We start from the raw sequence: 24,391 nt of genomic DNA on the forward strand, positions 1-24,391 counted from the left end.
GACGGAGAACACCGAACATGAACCAGCAAGCAGAACCGTTCCTGAGCACCCTCGACCCGCAAGCCGACGCCGCGCAGGTCCACGTATCGCGCGCGCACGAATCCGCGCACCTGCACGTCAGCGGGCGTGCCACCTACACCGACGACATCCCGGTCGTCGCGGGCACGCTGCACGCGGCGCTCGGCCTGTCGGCGAAACCGCACGCGAAGATCGTGTCGATGAACTTCGACGCGGTGCGCGCGACGCCCGGCGTGGTCGCCGTGTTCACGGCCGACGACATCCCGGGCGTCAACGATTGCGGCCCGATCATTCACGACGACCCGGTGCTCGCGAAGGGCATCGTGCAGTTCGTCGGCCAGCCGATGTTCATCGTCGTCGCGACGTCGCATGAAACCGCGCGGCTCGCCGCGCGCCGCGCCCAGGTCGACTACGAGGAGCTGCCGGCGATCCTCACCGCGCAGGAAGCGCGCGCGGCCGAAACCTACGTGATCCCGCCGCTGAAGCTCGCGCGCGGCGACGCGGTCGCGCGGCTCGCCGTCGCGCCGCATCGCGAGTCGGGCGAAATGCTGCTCGGCGGCCAGGAGCAGTTCTATCTCGAAGGGCAGATCGCGTACGCCGTGCCGAAGGACGACGACGGGATGCACGTGTACTGCTCGACGCAGCACCCGAGCGAGATGCAGCACCTCGTCGCGCACGTGCTCGGCGTCGCGTCGCACAACGTGCTCGTCGAGTGCCGCCGGATGGGCGGCGGGTTCGGCGGCAAGGAATCGCAGTCGGGCCTGTTCGCGTGCTGCGCGGCGCTTGCGGCGTGGAAGCTGCTGTGCCCGGTGAAGCTGCGTCCGGACCGTGACGACGACATGATGATCACCGGCAAGCGGCACGACTTCCATTACCGCTTCGACGTCGGCTACGACGATGACGGCCGCATCGACGGCGTCGCGCTCGACATGACGTCGCGCTGCGGTTTCTCGGCCGACCTGTCGGGCCCGGTGATGACGCGCGCGGTGTGCCACTTCGACAACGCGTACTGGCTGGGCGACGTGAACATCGCCGGCTACTGCGGCAAGACCAACACGCAGTCGAATACCGCGTTCCGCGGCTTCGGCGGCCCGCAGGGGGCGTTCGCGATCGAGTACATCCTCGACGACATCGCGCGCGCGCTCGATCGCGATCCGCTCGACGTCCGCTATGCGAACCTGTACGGCAAGACCGAACGCAACGTCACGCCGTACGGGCAGACGGTCGAGGACAACGTGCTGCAGGAGCTGCTCGGCGAACTCGAGGCGACGAGCGACTACCGCGCGCGGCGTGCGGGCGTGCGCGAATTCAACGCACGCAACACGGTGCTGAAGAAGGGCATCGCGATCACGCCGGTGAAGTTCGGCATCGCGTTCAACGTCACGCACTTCAACCAGGCCGGCGCGCTGGTGCATATCTATACCGACGGCTCGGTGCTCGTGAACCACGGCGGCACGGAGATGGGGCAGGGGCTCAACACGAAGGTCGCGCAGGTCGTCGCGCACGAGCTCGGCATCCGCTTCGGCCGGATCCGCGTGACGGCAACCGACACCAGCAAGGTCGCGAACACGTCCGCGACCGCTGCGTCGACGGGCTCGGACCTGAACGGCAAGGCTGCGCAGGATGCGGCGCGCCAGTTGCGCGAGCGGCTCGCGGTGTTCGCGGCGAAGCAGTTCGGCGACGGCAAGGTCGATGCGGCCGATGTGAAGTTCGCCAACGACATCGTGTGGGTGGGCGGCAACGGCGTGCCGTTCGGCGAAGTGATCGCAAAGGCGTACCTCGCGCGCGTGCAGCTGTGGTCCGACGGTTTCTACGCGACGCCGAAGCTGTACTGGGATCAGTCGAAGCTGCAGGGCCGGCCGTTCTACTACTACTCGTACGGCGCGGCCGTGTCGGAAGTCGTGATCGACACGCTGACCGGCGAGATGCGCACGCTGCGCGTCGATGCGCTGCACGACGTGGGCGCGTCGCTGAACCCGGCGCTCGACATCGGCCAGGTCGAAGGCGCGTTCGTCCAGGGGATGGGCTGGCTGACGACCGAGGAGCTGTGGTGGAACAAGGGCGGCAAGCTGATGACGCATGCGCCGTCCACGTACAAGATCCCGACGGTGAACGACACGCCGCCCGAATTCAACGTGAAGCTGTTCAACAACCGCAACGTCGAGGACAGCATCCACCGTTCGAAGGCCGTCGGCGAGCCGCCGCTGCTGTTGCCGTTCTCGGTGTTCTTCGCGGTGCGCGATGCGGTGGCCGCGGTCGGCGACTACAAGGTGAACCCGCCGCTCGATGCGCCGGCGACCGGCGAGTCGATCCTGCGTGCGGTCAGCGCGGTGCGGGCGGCACGCGCCGCACAGGCAGACTGAGATGAAACGGTCTCCACGTTCTCCTCGTTCACTGTCGACCGGAGTTGGCGCTTCAGCGCTTGCTCCGGTCCCATGCACGGCCCCCCCGAGGGGGCGGTCAGCCTCCTTGGGGCGGCCCGGCGGAGGCTGAGATGAAACAGCACCCACGCTCACTTCGTTCGCTGCCCCCCGAGGGGGCGGTCAGCCTCCTTGGGGCGGCCCGGCGGAGGCCGACATGAACGGCCCCGCCCGCTCGCTCCGCACCGCGTCGGACCCGGCGTTCGCGCCGGGCACCGGCCAGCGCAACCGCGCGACCGGCACGCCGGCGCCGATGCACATCGTGCTGTTCGGCGCCGGGCACGTCGGTCACGCGCTCGTCACGCTGCTCGGCGCGCTGCCGTGCGTGGTGCAGTGGGTCGACACGCGCGACGAGCTGTTCCCGGACGAATGTCCGCCGAACGTGCAGCCGGAGCCGACCGACACGCCGGAGGCCGTCGTCGACGCCGCGCCGCCCGGCGCGTACTTCCTCGTGATGACGCACAACCACGCGCTCGACTTCTCGCTCGCCGCGCAGATCATGCGGCGGCGCGACTACGCGTACTTCGGGATGATCGGCTCGCGCACCAAGCGCGTGAAGTTCGAGCGCCGGCTTGCCGCGCGCGGCGTCGATCCGGCGCGACTCGCGGAGATGGTGTGCCCGATCGGTGTCGCGGGGATCGTCGACAAGGCGCCGGGCGCGATCGCGGTGGCCGTGTGCGCGGAGCTGCTGCAGGCACGCTCAGGCATGCCGGTGGCCGACGCGAAGGCCGCCGCTTCGGGGCGTGCGCGCGACGACGTGTCCTGCGCGAGGTAGCGCCGCGCGGCCAGCGCAGGGCCGCGCGATTTTGCATACACTGCACGACGACGCGCGGCATCGGGCCGCGCCTTACCGTGCACGTGCCATGTCCGATCATCAGGTTTATCTCGACGCGCTCGATGCGAGCCTCGTCGCCATCGAGCGCTGGCTGTCCGGCGTCGATACCGCACCCGAGGCGCTCGATGCGCTGCTCGCCGCGTTTTCCGCCGAATTCACGATGATCCTGACCGACGGCCGCGAGGTCGATCACGACGGTACGCGCGCGTTGTTCGACAAGCTCGCCGGCGCGAAGCCGGGGCTGCGCATCACGCTGTCGGACATCCGGGTGCTCGCGGCCGATGCGTCGCATGCGACCGTCACCTATCTCGAAGCGCAGCACGCGGCGTCGGGCGAGCTGCCCGCGCGCCGCGCTACCGCCGTGTTCGAGCGCGACGCGGCGGGCGTCGTGCGCTGGGCCCATCTGCAGGAAACCTTCTGTACGGCCTGAGCTCGAGCGGCCGTGCCGCGCTTTGTGCCGCGGCTCAGCGCTTGCGGCTGCGGGGAACCGTCAGCTCGTCGGACACGCTCTGCATCAGCGCGCACAGCCACGCGATGTCGGTCGGGCGGTCGGGCTGAGGATGCGTGAGCAGGTAGCTCTTGATGCGCGGGAACGGCACGGGCGGCGTGACGACCACGAGCGGCAGCAACTGCGCATAGTGCGTCGCGAAGCGCCGCGTCGTCGTGAAGATCAGGTCCGACTGCAGCAGTACCTGCGGCACGATGCCGAAGTAGGGCAGCGTCGTCACGATGCGCCGCGTGAGGCGCGCGCGTGCCAGGCCGATCTCGATCGCGTTGCGCTTGTCGCCGGTGTACGGCGTCGGCGCGACGTGTGCGGCTGACGCATACGCTTCGCGCGTGAGCGGCTCGCGTGCGAGCGGATGCGCATCGCGCATCAGGCACACGATCGTGTCGGAGAACAGGTCCTGGCGTGCGAACTGCGGGTCGGGCTTCGGCCAGTTGCCGATCACGAGATCGAGTGCGCCCGATTCGAGCGCGCCCGCGTGATCGAGCGCGGGATTCAGCGAATCGATTTCCAGATGCGCATGCGGCGCCGCGTCGCGAAAGCGCTCGATCAGCGTCGGCATGAAGAAATCGTTCAGGTAATCGGGGGCGGCGACGCGGAACGTGCGCCGTGCGGACGACGGATCGAAGTCGCCGTGCGGCGTCGCGATGAAGTCGACCTCGCGCAGCGCGCGCTGCGCGGCCTCGAGCAGCGACGCGCCGTATTCGGTCGGCACCATGCCGGATTTGCCGCGCACGAGGATCGGGTCGTTCAGCGTCTCGCGCAGCTTGCGCAGCGCGGTGCTGATCGCCGGCTGGGTCTGGTTCAGCCGCAGCGCGGCCTGCGTCACGCTGCGCTCGAGCAGCAGCGTGCGCAACACGCGCACGAGCCAGATATCGAGCGAGGCGGTACGGTCGTTTTCTTCCATCGTAGAAGGGGATTCCGGGGAAGCGTAACCTTACCGCAGCCGCACGTTGGCGTGCGTGATACCGGCCATCACACGCGGCCCTTCGGCAGCACGCTGATCCGCTTGACCTCGCGCGATTCGAGCCAGTTCGGCGTGCGCGCGCAGTACAGCACCATCGGCAGCGCGTCCTCGCCCCAGAACAGCTGCTGGTTCATCCAGAACGTCGGCACGCCGAACACGCCGAGCGCGATCGCGTCGTCGGTGTTGCGGCGCAACTGCGCGCTCGTCTCCTCGAATTCGATCAGCTCGTCGCCATGGCCGACGCCGACGCGCTCGCACAGTGCCGCGAAGCCTTCCGGCGTCGACGGGTCGTTGCCGTCGTGCCAGATGAAGCGGAACATTTCCAGCACGGTCGCGATGTCGGCGCGCAGCGCGATCGCGAGGCGCAACACCTTGTCGGAATCGAACGGATGGGCGGGCGGCATCTTGAAGCGGATGCCGAGCTGCTCGGCGCGAAACAGTGCGTGACGGTACGTGAACACGCGCTTGGCGGGCACGTCCGCGCTCGAGCGCTGCCCCCAGTGGCGCTGCAGGTCGGGCAGCGACACCGCGACGGGCTCGAACGGCACGTCCGGCCATTTGTCGAGCTGTTCGAGGAGCAGGTAGGAGAACGGCGACACGAAGTCGTAGAACCAGGCGGGTTGGGCGGTGTCGAGGCCGGTTGTCATGGCGATCTCCAGAGGGTGGGGCGAGCGGCGCCTGGCGGCGGCCTCCATGTTACGCGGCGGCGCGCGCATGCGGCAATGATCGCGGATCGTCCGCTTACGCGGAACCGGGAGTCGCCCGAGGGGGCGTGCCGGCCGGCGGCGCGGCTTCGGCACGTGCCTGCGGCGGGCCGCCGGCGCCCGGCGGGCTGGCCGGTGTGTCCTGGTCGTGCGCGGTGAGCCGTTCGCGCACGAAGCCGATGTGCTCGCGCAGCACGTAGAACTGCCCGGCATAAGCGAGCGGCATCTTCATCCGGTTCACTGCTTCCTCGATGTCGTCGAGCTCGTCGAGCAACTGCACGCGTTCCTCGGCCGTGTGCTCGCCGAGCGCGCTGCGCTCGAGCGCGATCAGCGCACCGTACCAGCGGTAGATGCGCGAGCGCACGCGCCAGCCGTACAGCGACGGCACGAGCCGCAGCCCGGGGATCAGCACGACGATCAGCGGCACGACCACGACGAGCAGCCGGTCGACGAGGCTCGCGACCCAGAACGGCAGCCGCCGGTACAGGAAGGTCTTGCCTGATTTGTAGTAGCGCGCGGCGTCGTCGGAGAGCGGGAAGCCGCGCGTGACGGGCGACGGGAATTCACCCGCGTGCTGCAGGATCGTCGCGTGGCCGTGCACCTCGCGCGCGGCCTCGATCAGCAGGTCGGACAACGCGGGGTGCAGCGCGTCGCGCGCGACGAGTTCGATGGTCGGCGCGACCGTGTGGATGTCGGCGGGCGGCAGGTTCCGGCCGAGATCGTAGACCCCCATCGGCAGCGTGATCGCGGTCAGGTACGGAAAACGCCGCGCGTACGCCTCGGCCTGCGTGAACGAATACACGTGCACGCCGGGCGCGCGGAACAGTTTCGCCATCACCGGGATCTGCGTCGAGTCGCCGGACAGGAACGCCGCGTCGATCTTGCCGTCGAGCAGCGCGGTGGCCGCGTCCTCGCCGGCGGTCGGCAGCAGCTCGGTCGAGCCGCCCGGCACGATGCCGTTCATCTTCAGCAGCGCGAGGCTCAGCTCGCGCGCGCCGCTGCCCTCCGCGCCGAGCGCGAGCCGCTTGCCCTTGAAGTCGGACAGGCGCGCGACGACCGGGCCGCGATACATGATCGCGAGCGGCACGTAGCCGATGCTGCCGAGCGACACGAGGTGTTCGTCGCGCTCCTTCGGACCGATGCCGCTCTGCACGAAACCGACGTCGACCGGCGCGTTCGGGTTCGACAGCCGCGCGAGGTTCTGGGCGGACCCTTCGGACGACTGGACGTCGAGCGTGACGCCGTTCTTCGCGAGGATCGTCTTGTATTTCTGCGCGGCGTTCCAGTACGTGCTGCCGGGCGGCCCGGACGAGATCACGAGCGTGGACGGCGGGGCCGGCTGGATCAGCTTGACCGCGAGCCAGACGGCCGCGCCGGCGAGCAGCACGGTAGGGCCGATCGACAGCGCGAGGTCGCGCCACGACACCGCGACGAAGCGGGCGAGGATGCGGCGAGGCGGGCGAGGGCGGGCTGGCTTCATGGGGGCGGTGGATGACGCTGGCGTGACGTATCGGTGACGATCGGACGGTGGTCATGGACGACGCCGATGCTCGCGGCGATGGTACCCGGTTTCACCGGGCGTGCGCGAGTGGGGCGGCCTGGCGCGGCCCCGCGGCGACAGCGGCGGGCTACCCCGCGTCAAAAGCTTTGCGCTTCCGCGGGCGCTGGATTACATTGTGCGACGCAGCCGCGCCCGATTTGCGCGCGACCCGGCACGCAATGAGACCGGGCGCGTTCGGCCGGCGGCTGTCCGGCCCGGCCGGCCCGCTTTCGCGTGCGCCTGCCGCCAGCCCGTCTCGCCTCTCTCGTATCGCCGTGGAAAACACCGGCTGTCCCGCCCGTTCGCGCGCGGGCCGGCTGCTTTTGGGGGTAATCGGCCGTACTGTGCACGGCCGTTCCGGAGTGATAAGGAGATAGCATGAAGTCGATCGTGTTGAGAGCGTTGGGTGTCGCCGCCGTGGCGGCCTGTCTGTCGGGCAGCGTGTATGCGCAGTCGAGCGACGCCGCGGCAACGGAAGCGCCCGCGGCCGCGACCAGCGCGCCGAAGGCCGCCGCGAAGACCGCGAAGAAGGCGAACCGCAAGCTGGGCTATGCGGTGCGCAAGGCCATTACGAAGGCGGGCGGCATCGACGTGGCGAACATCGTCGTGCGCTCGAAGGGCGGCGCGATCACGCTGGAGGGCACGGTGCCCGACCAGGCCCAGATCGACAAGGCGGAAGAGGCGGCGAAGGGCGTGAGCGGCGTGACGTCGGTGTCGAACAAGCTGACGGTTCAGCAGCAGTAACGCCGGGCGGCGGCGCGCGAGCGCCGCATGCGCCCGTTTTCAGGCGGGCCCCGGCATGCCGGGGCCCGTTTGCGCTTGAGAGGCCGCAAGCCGCACGAAGCGGCGGCGGACCGATAACGATATCGAGAGGGCGGCGATGACGAGACTCGGGTGGGGCAGGCGGATGGTTTTCGGCGCGGCGCTGGCCGCGGTCGCGATACTCGGCGCCTGTAACGGCGACGAGTCGGCCGAGCGCAACCGGTTGCCCGGTTTCGTGTCCGGCAGCGTGCGCACGACGGCCTATGACGGCGCGAGCGACGACCTGCTGACGGCCGGCCTCGGCAAGACGGGCCTTGGCGCGGCGAGCGCTCCCGGCTTCGCGAATGCCGCCCGGCCGACGGCCGCCGAGCTGCGCCGCCTCGCGATCTGGTCGAACTACCGCGCGCTCGTCGACATGAGCGCAAACGGCGGCTACGGCCGCTTCTGGGGGCCGAACGTCGACCTCGACGGCAACGACACGCTCGGCGAAGGCAAGATTCCCGGCACCGAATATCTCGCGTACGCCGACGACGGCAGCGGCAGCAAGAACGTCACGCTGCTCGTGCAGGTGCCCGCCAGTTTCAATCCCGCGCAGCCGTGCATCGTCACCGCGACGTCGTCGGGCTCGCGCGGCGTGTACGGCGCGATTTCCGCGGCCGGCGAATGGGCGCTCAAGCGCGGCTGCGCGGTCGCCTACAACGACAAGGGCGGCGGCAACGGCGCGCACGAGCTGATGTCGGACACCATCACGCTGATCGACGGCACGCTCGCCAACGCAGTGCTGGCCGGCACCGCGAGCCTGTTCACCGCGAACGTCACCAGCGGCGATCTCGCCACGTTCAATTCCCGCTTCCCGAACCGCTATGCGTTCAAGCACGCGCATTCGCAGCAGAATCCCGAGCAGGACTGGGGGCGCGTGACGCTGCAGTCGGTCGAGTTCGCGTACTGGGCGCTCAACGAGCAGTTCGGGCCGCTGGTCGACGGCTCGCATCACGGCGTGCGCTATCGCGCGGGCGACATCACGACGATCGCCGCGTCGGTCAGCAACGGCGGCGGCGCGTCGCTCGCGGCGGCCGAACAGGACAACCGCGGCTGGATCACCGCGGTCGTGGTCGGCGAGCCGCAGATCAACGTGCGGATGGCGCCGAACGCGGTCGTGCGCTCGGGCGGTCAGCCCGTGCCGTCGTTCGGCCGGCCGCTGGCCGACTACGCGACGCTCGCGAACCTGCTGGAGCCGTGCGCGGCCGCGTCGGCGTCGCTTGCCGACGCACCGTACCTGAGCGCGCTGCCGGCGGCGACCACGGAGTCGATCCGCACCCAGCGCTGCGCGACGCTCGCCGCGGCCGGGCTCGTGTCGGGCGCCGATACGCAAAGCCAGGCCGCCGACGCGCTCGCGCAGCTCCACGCGGCTGGCTACCTCGCCGATTCCGACCTGCTGCAGGCGCCGATGTGGGATTCGCAGGCGATTCCGGCGATCGCGGTCACGTATGCGAACGCGTACACGCGCTCGCGCGTCACCGACAACTTGTGCAATTTCAGCTTCGCGACGACGAACCCGGCGACGGGCGCCGTCGCCGCGCCCGCCACGTCGCCGATGCCGGCGGTGTTCGGCGTCGGCAACGGCGTGCCGCCGACGGCCGGCATCAACCTCGTGTTCAACACGGGCGCGGGCGTCGACCACCGGCTCGCGACGCCCGACGGGAGCTTCGCGGGCGCGCTGTGCCTGCGCCAGCTCTGGACGAACGGGATGCTCGGGATGCCCGCGAACGTCGACGCGGTGCGCGTGAACGCGAACCTGCAGGGCAAGCCGGCGATCATCGTGCAGGGCCGCAGCGACGCGCTCGTGCCCGTGAACCACGCGTCGCGCGCGTATGTCGCGCAGAACGGCATCAGCGAAGGCGGGCGCAGCCAGCTCGTGTTCTACGAGGTGACGAACGGCCAGCACTTCGACGCGTTCCTGCCGGTGCCGGGCTTCGACACGCGCTTCGTGCCGGTTCATTACTACAACTTGCAGGCACTGAACCTGATGTGGAAGCACCTGAAGAACGGCGCGCCGTTGCCGCCGTCGCAGGTGATCCGCACGGTGCCGCGCGGCGGCACGCCAGGCGCCGCGCCCGCGCTGACGAGCGCGAACCTGCCGCCGATCTCGGCCGCGCCGGGCGCGAACGCGATTCCCGTCGGCGCCGGCGCGATCGACGTGCCGCTCTGACGGCGCGCGCCGCGCCGCCCTCACGAAGCCGGACCGTCGTCCGGCTTTTTCTTTCGGGGGCTCTGGAATCGGTCCCGAACTGCCTTTTATCGGAATGGCGAGCGCCGTAACAAATTATTACTTTACGGGGATAAATCGGAACCCTAATATGCGCCGGTATTTTCACTTAATTTAATAAATTCCAGATACGAGATATTCCTTTCCGTTTAGTTAATCGATCCTTTCGATTTTATTAAATCGGCTCGAGTCGCGATTGATCGTCGTTTTGCGATTAATCGGCATCTCGCCGAGGGGGATTGTTCGTCTGTTCGAAGCGAGGCGACCTTGCTGGGTCTGGCCTGGCGGGGCATCCCTTTGCCGTCGATTTTGTGCGTACGCAAATGCGCTGAATGAATCGGTATTGCTGCGGATTATCGAATTGTCGTTCGCAATGGAATTGATTTCATTGTGCAGTCGCAAAAAAATATGGGTGGGGTAAATCATGCCGGTCGGTATTCGCCGAACCGGTAAAAAACTCGGAGTGCGTCGCATAACGAATGCATTCCCGGTGCGGAGCGCCGGCGCAAATGATCCTTTGCGACCGGCGGTATTTATCGTTCTGTTCGAGAGGCAATAATGACGACACGGAAGTCCTTGAAAGACGGTTTCGCGCTATTCGGAACGACACTGAGCGTGCCGCTCGCCGCGGCTGCGGCCGCTGCGCTGCTCGTCACGGGGTGCGGCGGCGACGACGGGTCGAGCCCGGCTGCTTCGGCTGCCGCCGCCGCCGCGACGTCGGCCGGCGCCAGCACGTCGGCCAACACCACCGCAACGGCCGCCGCGGCCGACCAGCCGTACGTCGACAACGACGTGTACGGCACCGGGCCGAACGACGCGGTCACGGATTCCACGGAAGGGGCGGCCGTCGTGCACCGGACGGTCACGATCGGCGGCAAGACCATCAAGTACACGGCCACCACGGGCCACCTGACGACGATCGATCCGGTCACGTCGGCACCGAACGCGAAGATGTTCTACGTCGCGTACACGCAGGACAATCCGGATCCGTCGAAGCCGCGCCCGGTCACGTTCTTCTACAACGGCGGCCCCGGCTCGTCGTCGGTCTACCTGCTGCTCGGCTCGTACGGGCCGAAGCGCCTGCAGTCGTCGTTCCCGAACTTCACGCCGCCCGCGCCGTACAAGCTGCTCGACAACCCGGACAGCCTGCTCGACCGTACCGACCTCGTGTTCATCAACCCGGTCGGCACCGGTTACTCGGCGGCGATCGCCCCGGCGAAGAACAAGGACTTCTGGGGCACCGACCAGGACGCCCGCTCGATCGACCGCTTCATCCAGCGCTACCTGACCAAGTACTCGCGCTGGAATTCGCCGAAGTTCCTGTACGGCGAGTCGTACGGCACCGCGCGCAGCGCGGTCGTGTCGTGGGTGCTGCATGAGGACGGCATCGACCTGAACGGGATCACGCTGCAGTCGTCGATCCTCGACTACGCGAACGCGCTGTCCGCGCCGGGCACGTTCCCGACGCTCGCGGCCGATGCGTTCTACTGGAAGAAGACGACGCTCAACCCGACGCCGACCGACCTCGACGCGTACATGGTCCAGGCCCGCAACTACGCGGACAACACGCTCGCGCCGCTCGCGCAGAAGCCGAACCCGCAGGACGGCGGCTTCGTGAACGTGCGCCTGAACCTGAACCTGCAGACCGCGCAGCAGATGGGCGCGTACATCGGCACGGATCCGACGTCGCTGATCCAGACGTTCGGCAACCCGGCCGCGCTCGGCAACGTGCCGTCGTCGAACGACAACCCGCCGTACACGTTCTTCCTGACGCTCGTGCCGGGCACGCAGATCGGCCAGTACGACGGTCGCGCGAACTTCACGGGCAAGGGCATCGCGCCGTACATCCTGCCGAACTCGGGCAGCAACGATCCGTCGATTACGAACGTCGGCGGCGCGTACACGGTGCTGTGGAACAGCTACATCAACACCGACCTCAAGTACACGTCGACGTCGTCGTTCGTGGACCTGAACGACCAGGTCTTCAACAACTGGGACTTCAGCCACACGGATCCGACCGGCGCGAACAAGGGCGGCGGCAATACGCTGTACACGGCGGGCGACCTGGCGTCGACGATGAGCGTGAACCCGGACCTGAAGGTGCTGTCGGCAAACGGCTATTTCGACGCCGTCACGCCGTTCCACCAGACGGAGCTGACGCTCGCGCAGATGCCGCTCGACCCGACGCTCAAGGCGCAGAACCTGACGATCAAGAACTACCCGTCGGGCCACATGATCTACCTGAACGACGCGTCGCGGACCGCGCTGAAGGGTGATCTCGCCAACTTCTACGACGGCATCCTCGCCAATCGCACGGCGCTGCAGCGCGTGCTGAAGCTGCAGATGCGCACGCAACAGCTCAAGCAGCAGAAGTTGCAGCAGCAGGGGCAGTAAGCGCTGTGGGCGGCTTGCGCCGCCCCGGATGGACGACAGCCCGATCGGCGCAGGCCGGTCGGGCTGTTTTTATGTGCGGCGGGCGATGGGCCGGCCGCGAAATGGCATCAACCCGTTGAGGACAGCGCAGTCGCGCCGCGTGTTACGCCAGCACGAGCCGCACGCCAACCGCGACGAGCGTCGAGGCGAGCAGGTTGCGCAGCAGCCGCTCGGGCGCGCGCGCCGACAGCAGGCTGCCGAGCACGATGCCGGGCAGCGAGCCGAGCAGCAGCGACAGCAGCATCGACCAGTCGACCGAGCCGAGCAGCCAGTGCCCCATGCCCGCGACGAGCGTGAGCGGCACCGCGTGCGCGATGTCGGAGCCGACGATGCGGGTGGTCGCGAGCGCTGGATACAGCAGCAGAAGCACGGTCACGCCGATCGCGCCCGCGCCGACCGACGTCATCGACACGAGCATGCCGAGCACGGCGCCCGTCAGCACGGTCGACCACAGCGTGCGCGCGGGGCTCGGCACGAGCGGATTGCGTGCGGCGAACGCGGTGAGCTGTGGCCGGAAGATCAGCGCGAGCGACGTGAGCAGCAGCGCGATGCCGAGCACGAGCTGGATCATCCGCGCGGTGCCCGGCGTGTTCATCCCGTGCGTATGCAGCCACCACAGCGTGACGGCCGCGGCCGGGACGCTGCCCGCCGCGAGCCGGCCCGTGATGCGCCAGTCGATCGAGCCTTTCAGGCCATGGACGAGCGTGCCGGTGGCCTTGGTCGCGGCCGCGTACAGCAGGTCGGTGCCGACCGCCGTTGCCGGGTGGACGCCGAACAGCAGCACGAGGATCGGCGTCATCAACGAACCACCGCCAACGCCCGTCAGGCCGACGAGGATGCCGACGAACAGGCCGGACAACGAGTACAGCAAATCGATATGGGGAAGCGACATCGGAAGCGGACAGTTATGCGGCGACGGTTATGCGGCGTTCGGCGGCGGCACGTGGCCGCGGCGCGCGCGTCAAAGTCCGCCATTGTCGCAAATGTGGCGGGTCGATGTACGACTGCGTTAGAAATCGGTGGGGAAAGCCCGTGGCGCGGGCATCCGGCCTGAAATAAAACAGGCGTTTGAGCGGAGCGGGGGCGGGGTGGCCGTCTTCCTCGCGACTGATCCGCCCGAAACGCCCGGTGAAGCGAGAGCGAGTGTCCGGCCCGGCACGTATAAAAAAGGGCGCGACGGTGCGCGCCCTGGTTCGAGAGGGGCGGCGGTCGATGCCACCCGCCGCCGGTCGCCGGTCAGTGCATCGCGGGGCCGACGCCGCCGACCGCGCCCTGCTGCCGGATGCGCAGCGCGAGGCCGATCAGCGCGGCGGCGGCGGCGAACGCCGCGCCGAACGCGAAGGCCGCATGGTAGCCGCCGTTCAGCGCGTCGAGCGGCGCGTGCGTCGCCGCGAGCACGTCGGTGCGGGCGGCCGCGAGGCTCGCGAGCACGGCGAGGCCGAGCGCGCCGCCCATCATGAACGCGGTGTTGACGATCCCCGACGCGAGCCCGGAATCGGCCGGATCGACGTCGCTCATCGCGGCGAGCAGCATCGGGTTGAACGCGACGCCCGCGCCGATGCCGAGCAGCGTCATGCCGGGCAGCACGTGCCAGACGAAGCCGCCGTCCACCGGCGCACGCGAGAACAGTGCGAGGCCGCACGCCGCGATCAGCAGGCCGGCCGCGATCGGGCCGCGGATGCCGAAGCGCATCACGATCCGCGCGGATAGCCCGAGCGAGAACGCGGCCATGATCAGGTTCGCCGGCAGGAACGCGAGGCCGACCTGCAGCGGCCCGTAGCCGAGCACGCGCTGCATGTACAGCGCGGACAGGAAGAACCACGCGAACATCGCGGCCGCCCACAGCACGGCGATCACGTTCGCGAGCGCGACGTTGCGCGAGGCGAACAGCGAGAGCGGCATCAGCGGATGTGCGGCGCGTGCCTCGATCGCGATGAACAGCGCGAGCAGCGCGGCGGCCGCGCCGATCAGCGCGACGGTCTGCGTCGACAGCCAGCCGGCCTCGTTGCCGCCGACGATCCCGTAGACAGCGAGCATCAGCGATGCAGTGACGGTGATCGCACCCGCGACGTCGAGCCGCGCGTTGCCGGCCGGCGCGCGCAGGCGTGGCAGCAGCGCGACGCACATCGCATAGACCGCGATGCCGATCGGCAGGTTGACGAGGAAGATCCAGTGCCACGACAGCGAGCTCGTCAGCAGCCCGCCGAGCAGCACGCCGATGCTGCCGCCACCCGCGCAGACGAAGCCGTACACGCCCATCGCGCGGGCGCGTTCGCCGGGCTCGGTGAAGAGATTCATGATCAGCGACAGCGCGACGGCCGATACGACCGCGCCGCCGATCCCCTGCACCGCGCGCGCGGCGATCAGCATCGCCTGCGATTGCGCGAGGCCGCACGCGAGCGATGCGAGCGTGAAGACGACGAGGCCGGCGAGGAACATGCGCCGCTGGCCGTACAGGTCGCCGAGCCGTCCACCGAGCAGCAGGCAGCCGCCGAACGTCAGCAGGTACGCGTTGACGACCCACACGAGGGCCGTCTCGGTGAAATGGAGGTCGGTGCTGATCGACGGCAGTGCAACGTTCACGATCGTGCTGTCGAGCACGATCATCAGCACGCCGAGGCAGAGGACGATCAGCGCGTACCAGCGCTTCTCGCCGTGAATCCCGTGGGTCATGGGCTTGCCGCCTTCTGATAGTTATTTGAAAGGCTGCATTGTAGACCCCCTCGGCGCGGGCTTCCTGCCGGTTTGTGGCAGCAGCGATGCGTAGTCGCGCGTCCGCGCGGGACGCGCGCGATGGATGTGACGGGCGTTACGAGCGCGCCGGCAGTTCGCAGCCATCGGGGCCGCACGCGGCTGCGTCGCCGCCGTCGAGTTCGACGATGCCGTCGCGCCATGCCTGGTCGAGCGCCTGCGCGAACGCGTCGGCCGGTTGCGCCCCCGACACCGCGTAGCGGCCGCCGAACACGAACAGCGGCACGCCGCGCCCGCCGATCTGCGCGGCGCGCGCGGCATCGGCTTCGACTTCGGCGCGGTACAGGTCGCTGCGCAGCACGGCTTCGACGGCCGAGCGCTCGAGCCCCGCTTCGACCGCGAATTCGGTCAGCTCGGCGTGATCGAACAGCGAGCCGTGCTCGCAGAAATACGCGCGGTACAGCCGCTCGGTCAGCGCGTGCGCGCGGCCCGTCGCCTCCGCGAGCTTCACGAGCCGGTGCCCGTCGAGCGTATCGCCGACGAGCGTGCCGGGCAGGTCGTAGCGCAGCCCGACGCTCGCGGCCGCATCGGTCACCTGGTGCAGCATCTGGTCGACCTGCGCGGGCGACATCCGGTACTTGCCGCCGAGCATCGCCTCGACCGGCTCGACGGGCTGGCCGGGCATCAGCCGGTACGCGCGCAGCGCGACGTCGACGCGGTCGGCGTGCGCGAACGCGGCGAGCGCCTCGTCGAAGCGGCGCTTGCCGATCCAGCACCACGGGCAGATCAGGTCGGACCAGATTTCGACGGTCAGGGTCGGGCGGGCAGTCGGGGCGGGAGCGGTCGTCATGGGCAATTCCGGGCAGCAAAAAATGTAACCGGGACTATATCATTTTGTACTTCGACGCTTCGTCCCGGCCGGGCGGCCATGCGGTCATATGAAGCGGGCGCCCGGCGTATCACGAAGCATAGACGCGGAAGCGGCGCCCCGATAGCGAATGCCGAGGCCCGGCCGTCGCCGCGTGCGGCGGCGAACCGGCCCGAAGGGGGGCGCTTACGCGTCGCCCTGCGTTTCCTTCAGGTGCTTGAGGTGCTTGTAGACCGTCGCGCGGCCCATCCCGAGCACGTTCGCGACGTAGTTCGCCGCGCTCTTGCCGCGGAACGCGCCCTCCGCGTAAAGCGCTTCGACGAGCTCGCGCCGGTGCTCGCGCGTGAGCCCGTTCAGCCCGACCTGCCGCTCGCGCAGCCAGCCGTGCAGGAACGTGTTGATGCGCTCCTGCCAGTCGTCGCGGAACAGCTCGTCCGGCTGCGCGACGACGCCCGCGCCCTTGATGAACAGGTCGAGCGTCGCGCGCACCTCGTCGAACACCGCGATGTTGAAGTTGATGCACATCATCCCGGCCGGGCGGCCTTCGTCGTCGAACAGCACGTTGCTCACGCAGCGCATCCGCCGGCCGTCCCAGTTCAGCTTCTCGTACGGGCCGATCACGCGCTCACGCGCGGAATGATCGATTTCCTCGAGTGCGGAATCGTCGCCGACCTCGCGCTTGGACAGGTTGTTTGCGAGATACAGCACGGTCTGGTCGTGCAGGTCGTGAATCACGACTTCCGCGTACGGGAAGAACAGCGCGGCGATACCGTCGGCGATCGGCGCATAGCGGGTGAGCAGCAGGTCTTTGACGGGGGATTTCTTCTTGCGCATCGGGTTCGCCATCTCGGGTGGGCGGGAGCCGGGCAGCGCATCGGGCCGGCGTGCCGGCGCACCGTTGGCCGGCATGCCCGTGCGCCCGCGCGCGGCCGCCGCGGCGGTTGCGCCATTGTATCGGCCCCGCGCGCGCGTGCCGCTCATGCGCGTGCCAGGTGCGTGTACAGCGCGTGCGCGATCGCGATGTCCTCGAGCCCGAGGCCGATCGAGCGGAAGAACGCGTGACGGGCATACGACGGTGCCGGGCAGGTGCCGGCGACGAGCGCGGGCAGGTCGCCGGCGATCCGCGCGGCGTCCCAGCCGTGTTCGGCCGCCGCGATCTGCATCTCGCCGGCGCTCGCGGGCGTCGTATGCCGGTAGTCGCAGTACACGTCCATGTCGGGCAGCCAGGCGGGCGGGATCTCGTGGGCGCGCGCGACGTTCGTGCTGATCGACGTGACGAGCGCGGGGCGCGTGAGCATCCCGTCGCCGAGCACGGGCGTGCCCGACGACGTGCACAGCATCACGACGTCCGCGTCGCGCACGCAGGCTTCGACGCTCGCCGCGGCGCGCGCGCGCGGATCGAGTTGCGCGAGTGCCGCCTGCTGCGCCGCGTCGCCGGCGAGCGACGGCGAGTACACGCGGATCGTCTCCCAGTCGCGCAAGGCCGCCGTGTGCCGCAGGTGCGCGAGGCCGGCCGCGCCCGCGCCGACGATCGCGAGATGGCGCGCGGCGCGCGGCGTGAGGCAGTCGACCGCGAGCGCGGTCGTGCCGGCCGTGCGCTCGATGGTGAGCAGCCCGGCGTCGCACCACATCAACGGCTGGCCCGTGCGCATCGACATCAGCGCGGTCCACGCGGTGACGATCGGTTTCCCGTCGGGCTTGCCGCCCGTCACGACATACGGCGACAGCTTCGCGCCGAATACCTGCGCGTCGGCGAGCGCGCCGAGATACGTGATGAAGTCGCCGGCCTGGTCGGGAAACAGCGTCAGCGTTTGCGGCGGCTGCACCGCGCGCGCCGCGGCGAGCGACGCGAACATGCTGCGCAGCGTGCCGAGCACGTCGAGCGACGGCAGGGCCGCGCGCACCGCGGCTTCGTCGACGGTCAGCGGCAGGGTCGGGGCGGTTTGCGTCATGGGGACATCTCCGGTCGGGGCCGGACAGGACAGTCTCGATCGACGGTGTCCGGCAGTGTTCGTGATGGACGAAAAGTCTAATATAGACAAACGAAGTCGGGAGAATTTTTCTTTTCGAGATGCCGTTCCGTCGCGTGGTTCGGAAAAATGGCAGGTAAATCAATGGGGTAAGGACGGGTATCGAATTTTCGACGTCGCGTATCGGGGCACGATTCTCGTATCCCCTATAGTCTATAGTAGACTTTGAGTCTATATTTCGTGTGCAGGACACGACACGTCGCCGCGTGGCGGCTGCCTGGTTCGAATGCCGATCCGACCTCCGGCCCGGGCCGTCGTGTACCGATCTTCATCGCCTCAATCCGGAACGGAAGGACCGTCATGAACTGGAAGCTCTCCTTTTGCGCCGCTGCGGCGCTTGCCTGCGCGGCCGTCACGGCCCATGCGGAACAGACCACGTTGCGCTTCGGCATCGAAGCCGCCTATCCGCCGTTCGAGAGCAAGACGCCGGCCGGCCAGCTGCAGGGCTTCGACGTCGACATCGGCAACGCGGTGTGCGCGAAGCTGAACATGAAATGCGTGTGGGTCGAGAATGCGTTCGACGGCCTGATCCCGGCGCTGCAGGCGCGCAAGTTCGACGTGATCAACTCGGCGATGAACATCACGTCGAAGCGCCGGCAGAGCATCGACTTCACGCCGGCGATCTACGTGGTGCCGATCGTGACGATCGCGAAGCACGGTTCGCCGTTGCGGCCCGACGTCGCGAGCCTGCGCGGCAAGCACGTCGGCGTGCTGCAGGGCTCGTCGCAGGAGGATTTCCTGAAGGCGCACTGGGCCAACGCGGGCGTGGCCGTCGTGTCGTACCAGGATCAGGACCAGATTTATGCCGACCTCGTCGCGGGGCGTCTCGACGCGGCCGTGCAGGAAGCGCAGACCGCGCAGGACGGTTTCCTCGACAAGCCGGCCGGGCGCGACTACCAGATCGTCGGCGAGCCGCTGAAGGATCCGGCGACGCTCGGTGAAGGCACGGGCTTCGGGATGCGCAAGAACGACAAGGCGCTGCAGGCGAAGGTCGTCGGCGCGCTCGACGCGCTGAAGAAGGACGGCACGCTCAGCGCGCTGTCGCAGAAGTACTTCAAGCGCGACATCGTCTCGAAGTAATCGCAATCACCGCCGTGCGCCGGCCGCCGCGCCGGCGCGTGTCGCATCGAATCTCGACGCAGTACGGGGAACCATGGATTTCGACGTCATCGTTCTGGGGGCCGGCATCGTCGGCGTGTCGTCGGCGCTGCATCTGCAGGATCGCGGGCTGCGCGTCGCGCTCGTCGATCGGCGCGCGCCCGGCGAGGAAACGAGCCACGGCAATGCGGGGCTGATCGAGCGCTCGTCGGTCGTGCCGTACGCGTTTCCGCGCCGGCTCGGCACGCTGCTGCGCTATGCGCGCAACCGCTCGGTCGATCTCTACTGGGACTACCGCGCGCTGCCCGCATATGCGGGCTGGCTCTCGCGCTTCTGGCGCGAATCGTCGCCGCAGCGGCTCGCGGCCGCCGCGCGCGACCTGTTACCGCTCGTCGCGGCGAGCGTCGTGGAGCACGACGCGTTGCTCGCGCGCACCGATGCGCAGCCGCTCGTGCACGACGGCGGGTGGATCGAGGCGTTCCGTTCGCCCGCGCTGTTCGATGCGGAAACGCGCGCGCAGCAGCGCGTGGCCGACGCGCACGGGCTGCGGATGACGGTGCTCGACGCACGTGCGTTGCGGGCGCGCGAGCCCGGTATCGGCGACGCGTTCTGCGGCGCATTCCACTGGCAGGACCCGAAGACCGTGTCGAGCCCGGGCGGGCTGACCAAGGCCTACGCGCGGCTGTTCGAGCGCGACGGCGGCACGTTCGCACTCGGCGATGCCAGGACGCTCGTGCAGGTGGATGACGGCTGGCAGGTCGGTACCGAGCACGGGCCGATTTCGGCGCGCTCGGCCGTGGTGGCGCTCGGGCCGTGGTCCGATCACGTGTTCGAGCCGCTCGGCTACCGAATTCCGCTGCGCGCGAAGCGCGGCTATCACATGCACTACCGGCCGACGCGCGCGCCGCTGAACGTGCCCGTGTGCGATACCGAGGCAGGTTTCGTCGTCGCGCCGATGGAAGGCGGCCGCCTGCGGCTCACCACCGGCGTCGAGATCGCGCCGCGCGGCGCACCGCCGACCGGCGTGCAACTCGCGCGCGCCGAACCGTTGGCGCGTGACGCGTTCGGCATCGGCGAGCGGCTCGATCCCGAGCCGTGGCTCGGGATGCGGCCGTGCACGCCCGACATGCGCCCGGTGATCGGGCCCGCGCCGCGCCATCGCCACCTGTGGTTCGCGTTCGGTCATTGCCATCACGGGCTCACGCTCGGCCCCGCAAGCGGACGCCTGCTCGCCGAAATGATGACGGGCGCGCCGACCTATATCGATCCCCATCCGTACCGGCCCGCGCGTTTCGGCTGATCCGGCGGCGCGCGTTGCGTCGCGCGCGCCGGCCTTCACAATGTTTCAGTTTGCTATCCGAATTATCGGAAATCGTGCGATCGGAAATGATCTGCGTAATCGGCAAGAAAGATAATCGCGAAATAAATAAAATCAACAAATCGGCGATTTATCAATGCATTTTCATATTGGTGAAATGCGTAATGAGCAGCCGCTCGTGACGGTGTCGCACGTCGTTGCAGCGGATGTTCCGGTGTTACGCGGAATGTACCCGGAACACGTTACCACGGGGCTCGCAAACGTTACGTTACATCCGCGTTCCGTCGACCTTTTTCATCAGATGATTGCGGCGCCAGGGCCGTGTATTTCGTCTGAAATCGATTAAAAAGGCGTTATTGGCCGTCAATAGGCAGACGAATCAATCCTGTTTTTCGAATTGGCACACTTCGTGCAATCGGTCCCCATGCTTTATCAACGTTGTGCCAACCGAGATGGGGAAAATAAAGATGGGACACAATTTGAAATTGACGGGTGTAGCGCTGTCGGTCGCGACGGTGTTCGGGGTACTGGCTTCGGGTTCCGCGATGGCGGGGGCCCTTGATGCGCTGCCGATTCCGCAAGTGATCGTCAACCCGCCGACGAACAGCGTGTCGGTCGGGTTGGTCGCGACGGGGACGTCGCCGCTGGGCTCGGTCACCGTGGCGGCAGGCGGGGCAGGCGCGATCCAGACGTCGCTGGGCGATCCCGGCCAGGTACTGTCGGGCGCCGTGGGGGCGGTGACGAGCGCACTCGGCGGTGGCGGCGGCACGGTGCAGCCGCTCGCGCCGGTCCAGGGTGTGCTGAATCAGGTGACGGGTGCGCTGAGCGGCGGCAACCCGGCAGGTGCGTTGACCGGTGCGCTGAATACGGCGACGGGGACGCTGAGCAATGCGGTTGGCACGGTAACGGGGGCACTGGGTAATGTCGGCGGTGGGGCGAACCCGCTGGCGCCGGTTCAAGGTGTTGTCAATCAAGTAACGGGTGCGCTCGGTGGCGGCAACCCGGCGGGTGCATTGACTGGCGCACTCGGTACGGTGACGGGCGCACTGGGGGGCATCGGCGGTGGCGCGGACCCGCTGGCGCCGGTGCAAGGTGTCGTTAATCAAGTGACGGGCGCGCTCGGTGGCGGAAATCCGGCTGGCGCGTTGACCGGGGCACTTGGTACGGTGACGGGTGCACTGGGCGGTATCGGCGGTGGTTCGAACCCGCTGGCGCCGGTGCAAGGCGTCGTCAATCAAGTGACGGGTGCACTCGGCAGCGGCAACCCGGCAGGTGCATTGACTGGCGCACTCGGTACGGTGACGGGCGCGCTGGGCGGTATCGGCGGTGGTTCAAATCCGCTGGCGCCGGTTCAGGGTGTCGTGAATCAAGTGACGGGTGCGCTCGGTGGCGGCAACCCGGCAGGCGCACTGACCGGTGCCCTTGGCACGGTGACGGGCGCGCTGGGCGGTATCGGCGGTGGTTCAAATCCGCTGGCGCCGGTTCAAGGTGTCGTCAATCAAGTGACGGGTGCGCTCGGTAGCGGCAACCCGGCAGGTGCGTTGACCGGTGCGCTGAACACGGCGACCGGGGCACTGAGCAACGCACTCGGTACGGCAACGGGTGCGCTCGGCGGTATCGGCGGCGGCTCGAACCCGCTGGCGCCGGTTCAAGGTGTCGTCAATCAAGTGACGGGTGCGCTCGGTAGCGGCAACCCGGCTGGCGCGTTGACTGGTGCCCTTGGCACGGTGACGGGTGCACTGGGCGGTATCGGTGGCGGCTCGAACCCGCTGGCGCCGGTTCAAGGTGTCGTCAATCAAGTGACGGGTGCGCTCGGTGGCGGCAACCCGGCAGGCGCACTGACCGGCGCGCTCGGCGCGGTGACGGGTGCGCTGGGCGGTATCGGCGGCGGCGCGGATCCGCTGGCACCGGTACAAGGCGTCGTGAACCAAGTCACGGGCGCGCTCGGCAGCGGCAATCCGGCCGGTGCACTGACCGGCGCTCTCGGCACGGTGACGGGTGCACTGGGTGGTATCGGTGGCGGCTCGAACCCGTTGGCACCGGTACAAGGTGTCGTGAATCAAGTGACGGGCGCACTCGGCAGCGGCAACCCGGCCGGTGCACTGACCGGTGCCCTCGGCACGGTGACGGGCGCACTGGGCGGCATCGGCGGCGGCTCGAACCCGCTTGCGCCGGTACAAGGCGTCGTGAATCAAGTCACGGGCGCACTCGGCAGCGGCAATCCGGCAGGCGCGCTGACCGGCGCTCTCGGCACGGTGACGGGTGCACTGGGTGGTATCGGTGGCGGCTCGAATCCGTTGGCACCGGTACAAGGCGTCGTGAATCAAGTGACGGGCGCGCTCGGCAGCGGCAATCCGGCAGGCGCGCTGACCGGCGCTCTCGGCACGGTGACGGGCGCACTGGGCGGCATCGGTGGCGGCTCGAACCCGCTGGCACCGGTACAAGGCGTCGTGAACCAAGTCACGGGCGCACTCGGCAGCGGCAATCCGGCAGGCGCACTGACCGGCGCACTCGGCACGGTGACGGGCGCACTGGGCGGCATCGGTGGCGGCTCGAACCCGCTGGCGCCGATCCAGAGCGTCGTCGACCAGGTCACGGGTACGCTCGGTAGCGGCAACCCGGCCGGTGCACTGAGCAACGCGGTCAACACGATCACGGGCACGCTCGGCAACGTCGGCGGCGCGGGAAGCCCGCTGGCGCCGGTGCAGGGCGTCGTCACGCAGCTCGCCGGCACGCTCGGCGGTGCGGGAAGCCCGCTGGCGCCGGTGCAAGGCGTCGTGAACCAGGTCGTCGGCACGCTGTCCGGCGCCGGTGGCGGTAGCCCGATCACGCCGATCACGAACCTCGTCAACGGCCTGCAGAACGCGCTGCCGACGGGCGGCAACGCAGTCGGCGCGCTGAACGGCGCACTGGGCTCGGTGACGGGCGCACTCGGCAACCTCGGCGGCTCGAACCCGCTGGCACCGGTACAGGGCGTCGTGAACCAGGTCGTCGGCACGCTCGGCAGCAGCAACGCCGTCGGCACGGCCACGAACGCACTGGGTAACGCGGTCGGCTCCGTCGTGGGCGCACTCGGCAACCTCGGCGGTTCGAACCCGCTGGCGCCGGTACAGGGCGTCGTGAACCAGGTGGTCGGCACGCTCGGCAACCTCGGCGGCTCGAACCCGCTGGCGCCGGTGCAAGGCGTCGTCAACCAGGTCGTCGGCACGCTGTCGGGCGCGACGGGCAGCAACCCGATCGCACCGATCACGAACCTCGTGAGCGGCCTGACGGGCGGCAGCAACCCGGCCGGCGCACTGACCGGTGCGCTCGGTTCGGTGACGGGCGCACTCGCGAACGGTCCGGCGGCCCTCGGGCAGGCGGCCGGCGCGCTGTCGGGCGCGGCCGGTTCGACGGCAGCGGCGGGCGGCAGCCTGCTCGGCTCGGGCGCGAACGCGGCCGGCGGCACGGCGGGTGCCGTCGGCTCGCTGCTGACGACGGGCGCCAACGCGACGGCGACGGTCGTCAACGCGGTCGGCACGACGGTGGGCACGGCGCTCGGCTCCGCGCCGGGCCTGTCGGTCACGCCGCATTCGGGCAACAGCGCGCCGGGCAACCCGCTCGCGCCGGTGTCGTCGCTGCTCCAGTCGCTGACGGGCGCACTGCCGAAGTAACTTCCCGCGCACGCACGGCGGAGCCGGATCTGCCGCCGTGCGCAACGGGCCGCACAACGCGGCATGACATCGCTGTCATGCCGCGTTGTCTTTTGGTGCCCCTTTTTCTTTCGTCGCACGAATGGTTGCTGCTGCCGCCAGCGACGCTCGCCGGCCGGCGTGGAATAACCGGTCGCCTCCATCCGTTTACCTACCGAATCCCGGCAGCGCCGGCCGGCCGGATAATGGTCGTGACGAAGCCGATTGTCCCGGCCGGTTCCGCCGTGTCGCGATGCCGTGTCAA

The 24,391-nt window shown here is 68.9% G+C and carries 17 protein-coding genes; 9 read left to right on the plus strand and 8 right to left on the minus strand.

The features are described 5' to 3' along the window. Positions 1 to 17 precede the first annotated feature (17 nt). The 3 genes from xdhB to CFB47_RS04235 all read left to right on the plus strand — a co-directional run bounded on the left by xdhB (position 18) and on the right by CFB47_RS04235 (position 3,703). The gene (xdhB, locus tag CFB47_RS04225; protein WP_089460496.1) at positions 18 to 2,381 is read left to right on the plus strand and encodes a xanthine dehydrogenase molybdopterin binding subunit; all 2,364 of its coding nucleotides are present in this window, start codon (positions 18 to 20) and stop codon (positions 2,379 to 2,381) included. 214 nt (positions 2,382 to 2,595) lie between these two features. Next, a complete protein-coding gene (gene xdhC, locus CFB47_RS04230; protein WP_089460497.1) occupies positions 2,596 to 3,213 on the plus strand; it encodes a xanthine dehydrogenase accessory protein XdhC in 618 nt (205 codons plus the stop codon). Between the two features lie 88 nt (positions 3,214 to 3,301). Beyond that, positions 3,302 to 3,703, plus strand: a complete 402-nt coding sequence (locus CFB47_RS04235) for a nuclear transport factor 2 family protein (protein ID WP_089460498.1) — start codon at positions 3,302 to 3,304, stop codon at positions 3,701 to 3,703. Positions 3,704 to 3,737: 34 nt separating this feature from the next. Here CFB47_RS04235 and CFB47_RS04240 read toward each other — a convergent pair whose 3' ends face one another. From CFB47_RS04240 to CFB47_RS04250, 3 genes are all read right to left on the minus strand, one after another. Continuing rightward, entirely contained in the window at positions 3,738 to 4,685 is a 948-nt protein-coding gene (locus CFB47_RS04240; protein ID WP_089439341.1) for a LysR family transcriptional regulator, read from the minus strand. A gap of 68 nt (positions 4,686 to 4,753) precedes the next feature. After that, the gene (locus tag CFB47_RS04245) at positions 4,754 to 5,392 is read right to left on the minus strand and encodes a 2-hydroxychromene-2-carboxylate isomerase (RefSeq protein ID WP_089439342.1); all 639 of its coding nucleotides are present in this window, start codon (positions 5,390 to 5,392) and stop codon (positions 4,754 to 4,756) included. 94 nt (positions 5,393 to 5,486) lie between these two features. Further along, positions 5,487 to 6,929: a TAXI family TRAP transporter solute-binding subunit gene (locus CFB47_RS04250; protein WP_089460499.1), complete on the minus strand. Its 1,443-nt coding sequence runs from the start codon at positions 6,927 to 6,929 to the stop codon at positions 5,487 to 5,489. A gap of 438 nt (positions 6,930 to 7,367) precedes the next feature. Between CFB47_RS04250 and CFB47_RS04255 the strand changes: the two genes are divergently transcribed. From CFB47_RS04255 to CFB47_RS04270, 3 genes are all read left to right on the plus strand, one after another. Further along, positions 7,368 to 7,733, plus strand: coding sequence for a BON domain-containing protein (locus CFB47_RS04255; RefSeq protein WP_089424630.1), 366 nt, complete (start codon positions 7,368 to 7,370; stop codon positions 7,731 to 7,733). A gap of 136 nt (positions 7,734 to 7,869) precedes the next feature. Beyond that, entirely contained in the window at positions 7,870 to 9,960 is a 2,091-nt protein-coding gene (locus tag CFB47_RS04260) for a D-(-)-3-hydroxybutyrate oligomer hydrolase (protein ID WP_089460500.1), read from the plus strand. Positions 9,961 to 10,575: 615 nt separating this feature from the next. Continuing rightward, a complete protein-coding gene (locus CFB47_RS04270) occupies positions 10,576 to 12,411 on the plus strand; it encodes a S10 family peptidase (RefSeq protein ID WP_089430682.1) in 1,836 nt (611 codons plus the stop codon). Positions 12,412 to 12,553: 142 nt separating this feature from the next. Here the strand turns inward: CFB47_RS04270 and CFB47_RS04275 are convergent, their stop codons facing one another. The 5 genes from CFB47_RS04275 to CFB47_RS04295 all read right to left on the minus strand — a co-directional run bounded on the left by CFB47_RS04275 (position 12,554) and on the right by CFB47_RS04295 (position 17,961). Continuing rightward, entirely contained in the window at positions 12,554 to 13,342 is a 789-nt protein-coding gene (locus tag CFB47_RS04275) for a sulfite exporter TauE/SafE family protein (RefSeq protein ID WP_089455689.1), read from the minus strand. Between the two features lie 344 nt (positions 13,343 to 13,686). Then, positions 13,687 to 15,123 carry a DHA2 family efflux MFS transporter permease subunit gene (locus CFB47_RS04280; RefSeq protein WP_089455690.1) on the minus strand — a complete coding sequence of 479 codons (1,437 nt, stop codon included), beginning with the start codon at positions 15,121 to 15,123 and terminating at the stop codon, positions 13,687 to 13,689. Between the two features lie 136 nt (positions 15,124 to 15,259). Further along, positions 15,260 to 15,991 carry a DsbA family oxidoreductase gene (locus CFB47_RS04285; protein WP_089439350.1) on the minus strand — a complete coding sequence of 244 codons (732 nt, stop codon included), beginning with the start codon at positions 15,989 to 15,991 and terminating at the stop codon, positions 15,260 to 15,262. A 204-nt stretch (positions 15,992 to 16,195) separates the two neighbouring features. Next, complete coding sequence (locus tag CFB47_RS04290) at positions 16,196 to 16,990, minus strand: transcriptional regulator (protein ID WP_089439351.1); 795 nt, start codon at positions 16,988 to 16,990, stop codon at positions 16,196 to 16,198. After that, positions 16,987 to 17,961, minus strand: a complete 975-nt coding sequence (locus tag CFB47_RS04295; protein ID WP_089460501.1) for an ornithine cyclodeaminase family protein — start codon at positions 17,959 to 17,961, stop codon at positions 16,987 to 16,989. Before CFB47_RS04295 ends, CFB47_RS04290 begins: the two co-directional genes overlap by 4 nt. Before the next feature lie 378 nt (positions 17,962 to 18,339). Here CFB47_RS04295 and CFB47_RS04300 point away from each other — a divergent pair, with 378 nt between their 5' ends. From CFB47_RS04300 to CFB47_RS04315, 3 genes are all read left to right on the plus strand, one after another. Then, complete coding sequence (locus CFB47_RS04300; RefSeq protein WP_089460502.1) at positions 18,340 to 19,119, plus strand: ABC transporter substrate-binding protein; 780 nt, start codon at positions 18,340 to 18,342, stop codon at positions 19,117 to 19,119. A 73-nt stretch (positions 19,120 to 19,192) separates the two neighbouring features. Beyond that, the gene (locus tag CFB47_RS04305; RefSeq protein WP_089460503.1) at positions 19,193 to 20,437 is read left to right on the plus strand and encodes an FAD-binding oxidoreductase; all 1,245 of its coding nucleotides are present in this window, start codon (positions 19,193 to 19,195) and stop codon (positions 20,435 to 20,437) included. A gap of 485 nt (positions 20,438 to 20,922) precedes the next feature. Further along, positions 20,923 to 24,108: a hypothetical protein gene (locus tag CFB47_RS04315; RefSeq protein ID WP_089460504.1), complete on the plus strand. Its 3,186-nt coding sequence runs from the start codon at positions 20,923 to 20,925 to the stop codon at positions 24,106 to 24,108. Positions 24,109 to 24,391 lie beyond the last annotated feature (283 nt).

It is taken from the genome of Burkholderia sp. AU27893, from assembly GCF_002223205.1.
In the GTDB taxonomy this organism is placed as follows: domain Bacteria; phylum Pseudomonadota; class Gammaproteobacteria; order Burkholderiales; family Burkholderiaceae; genus Burkholderia.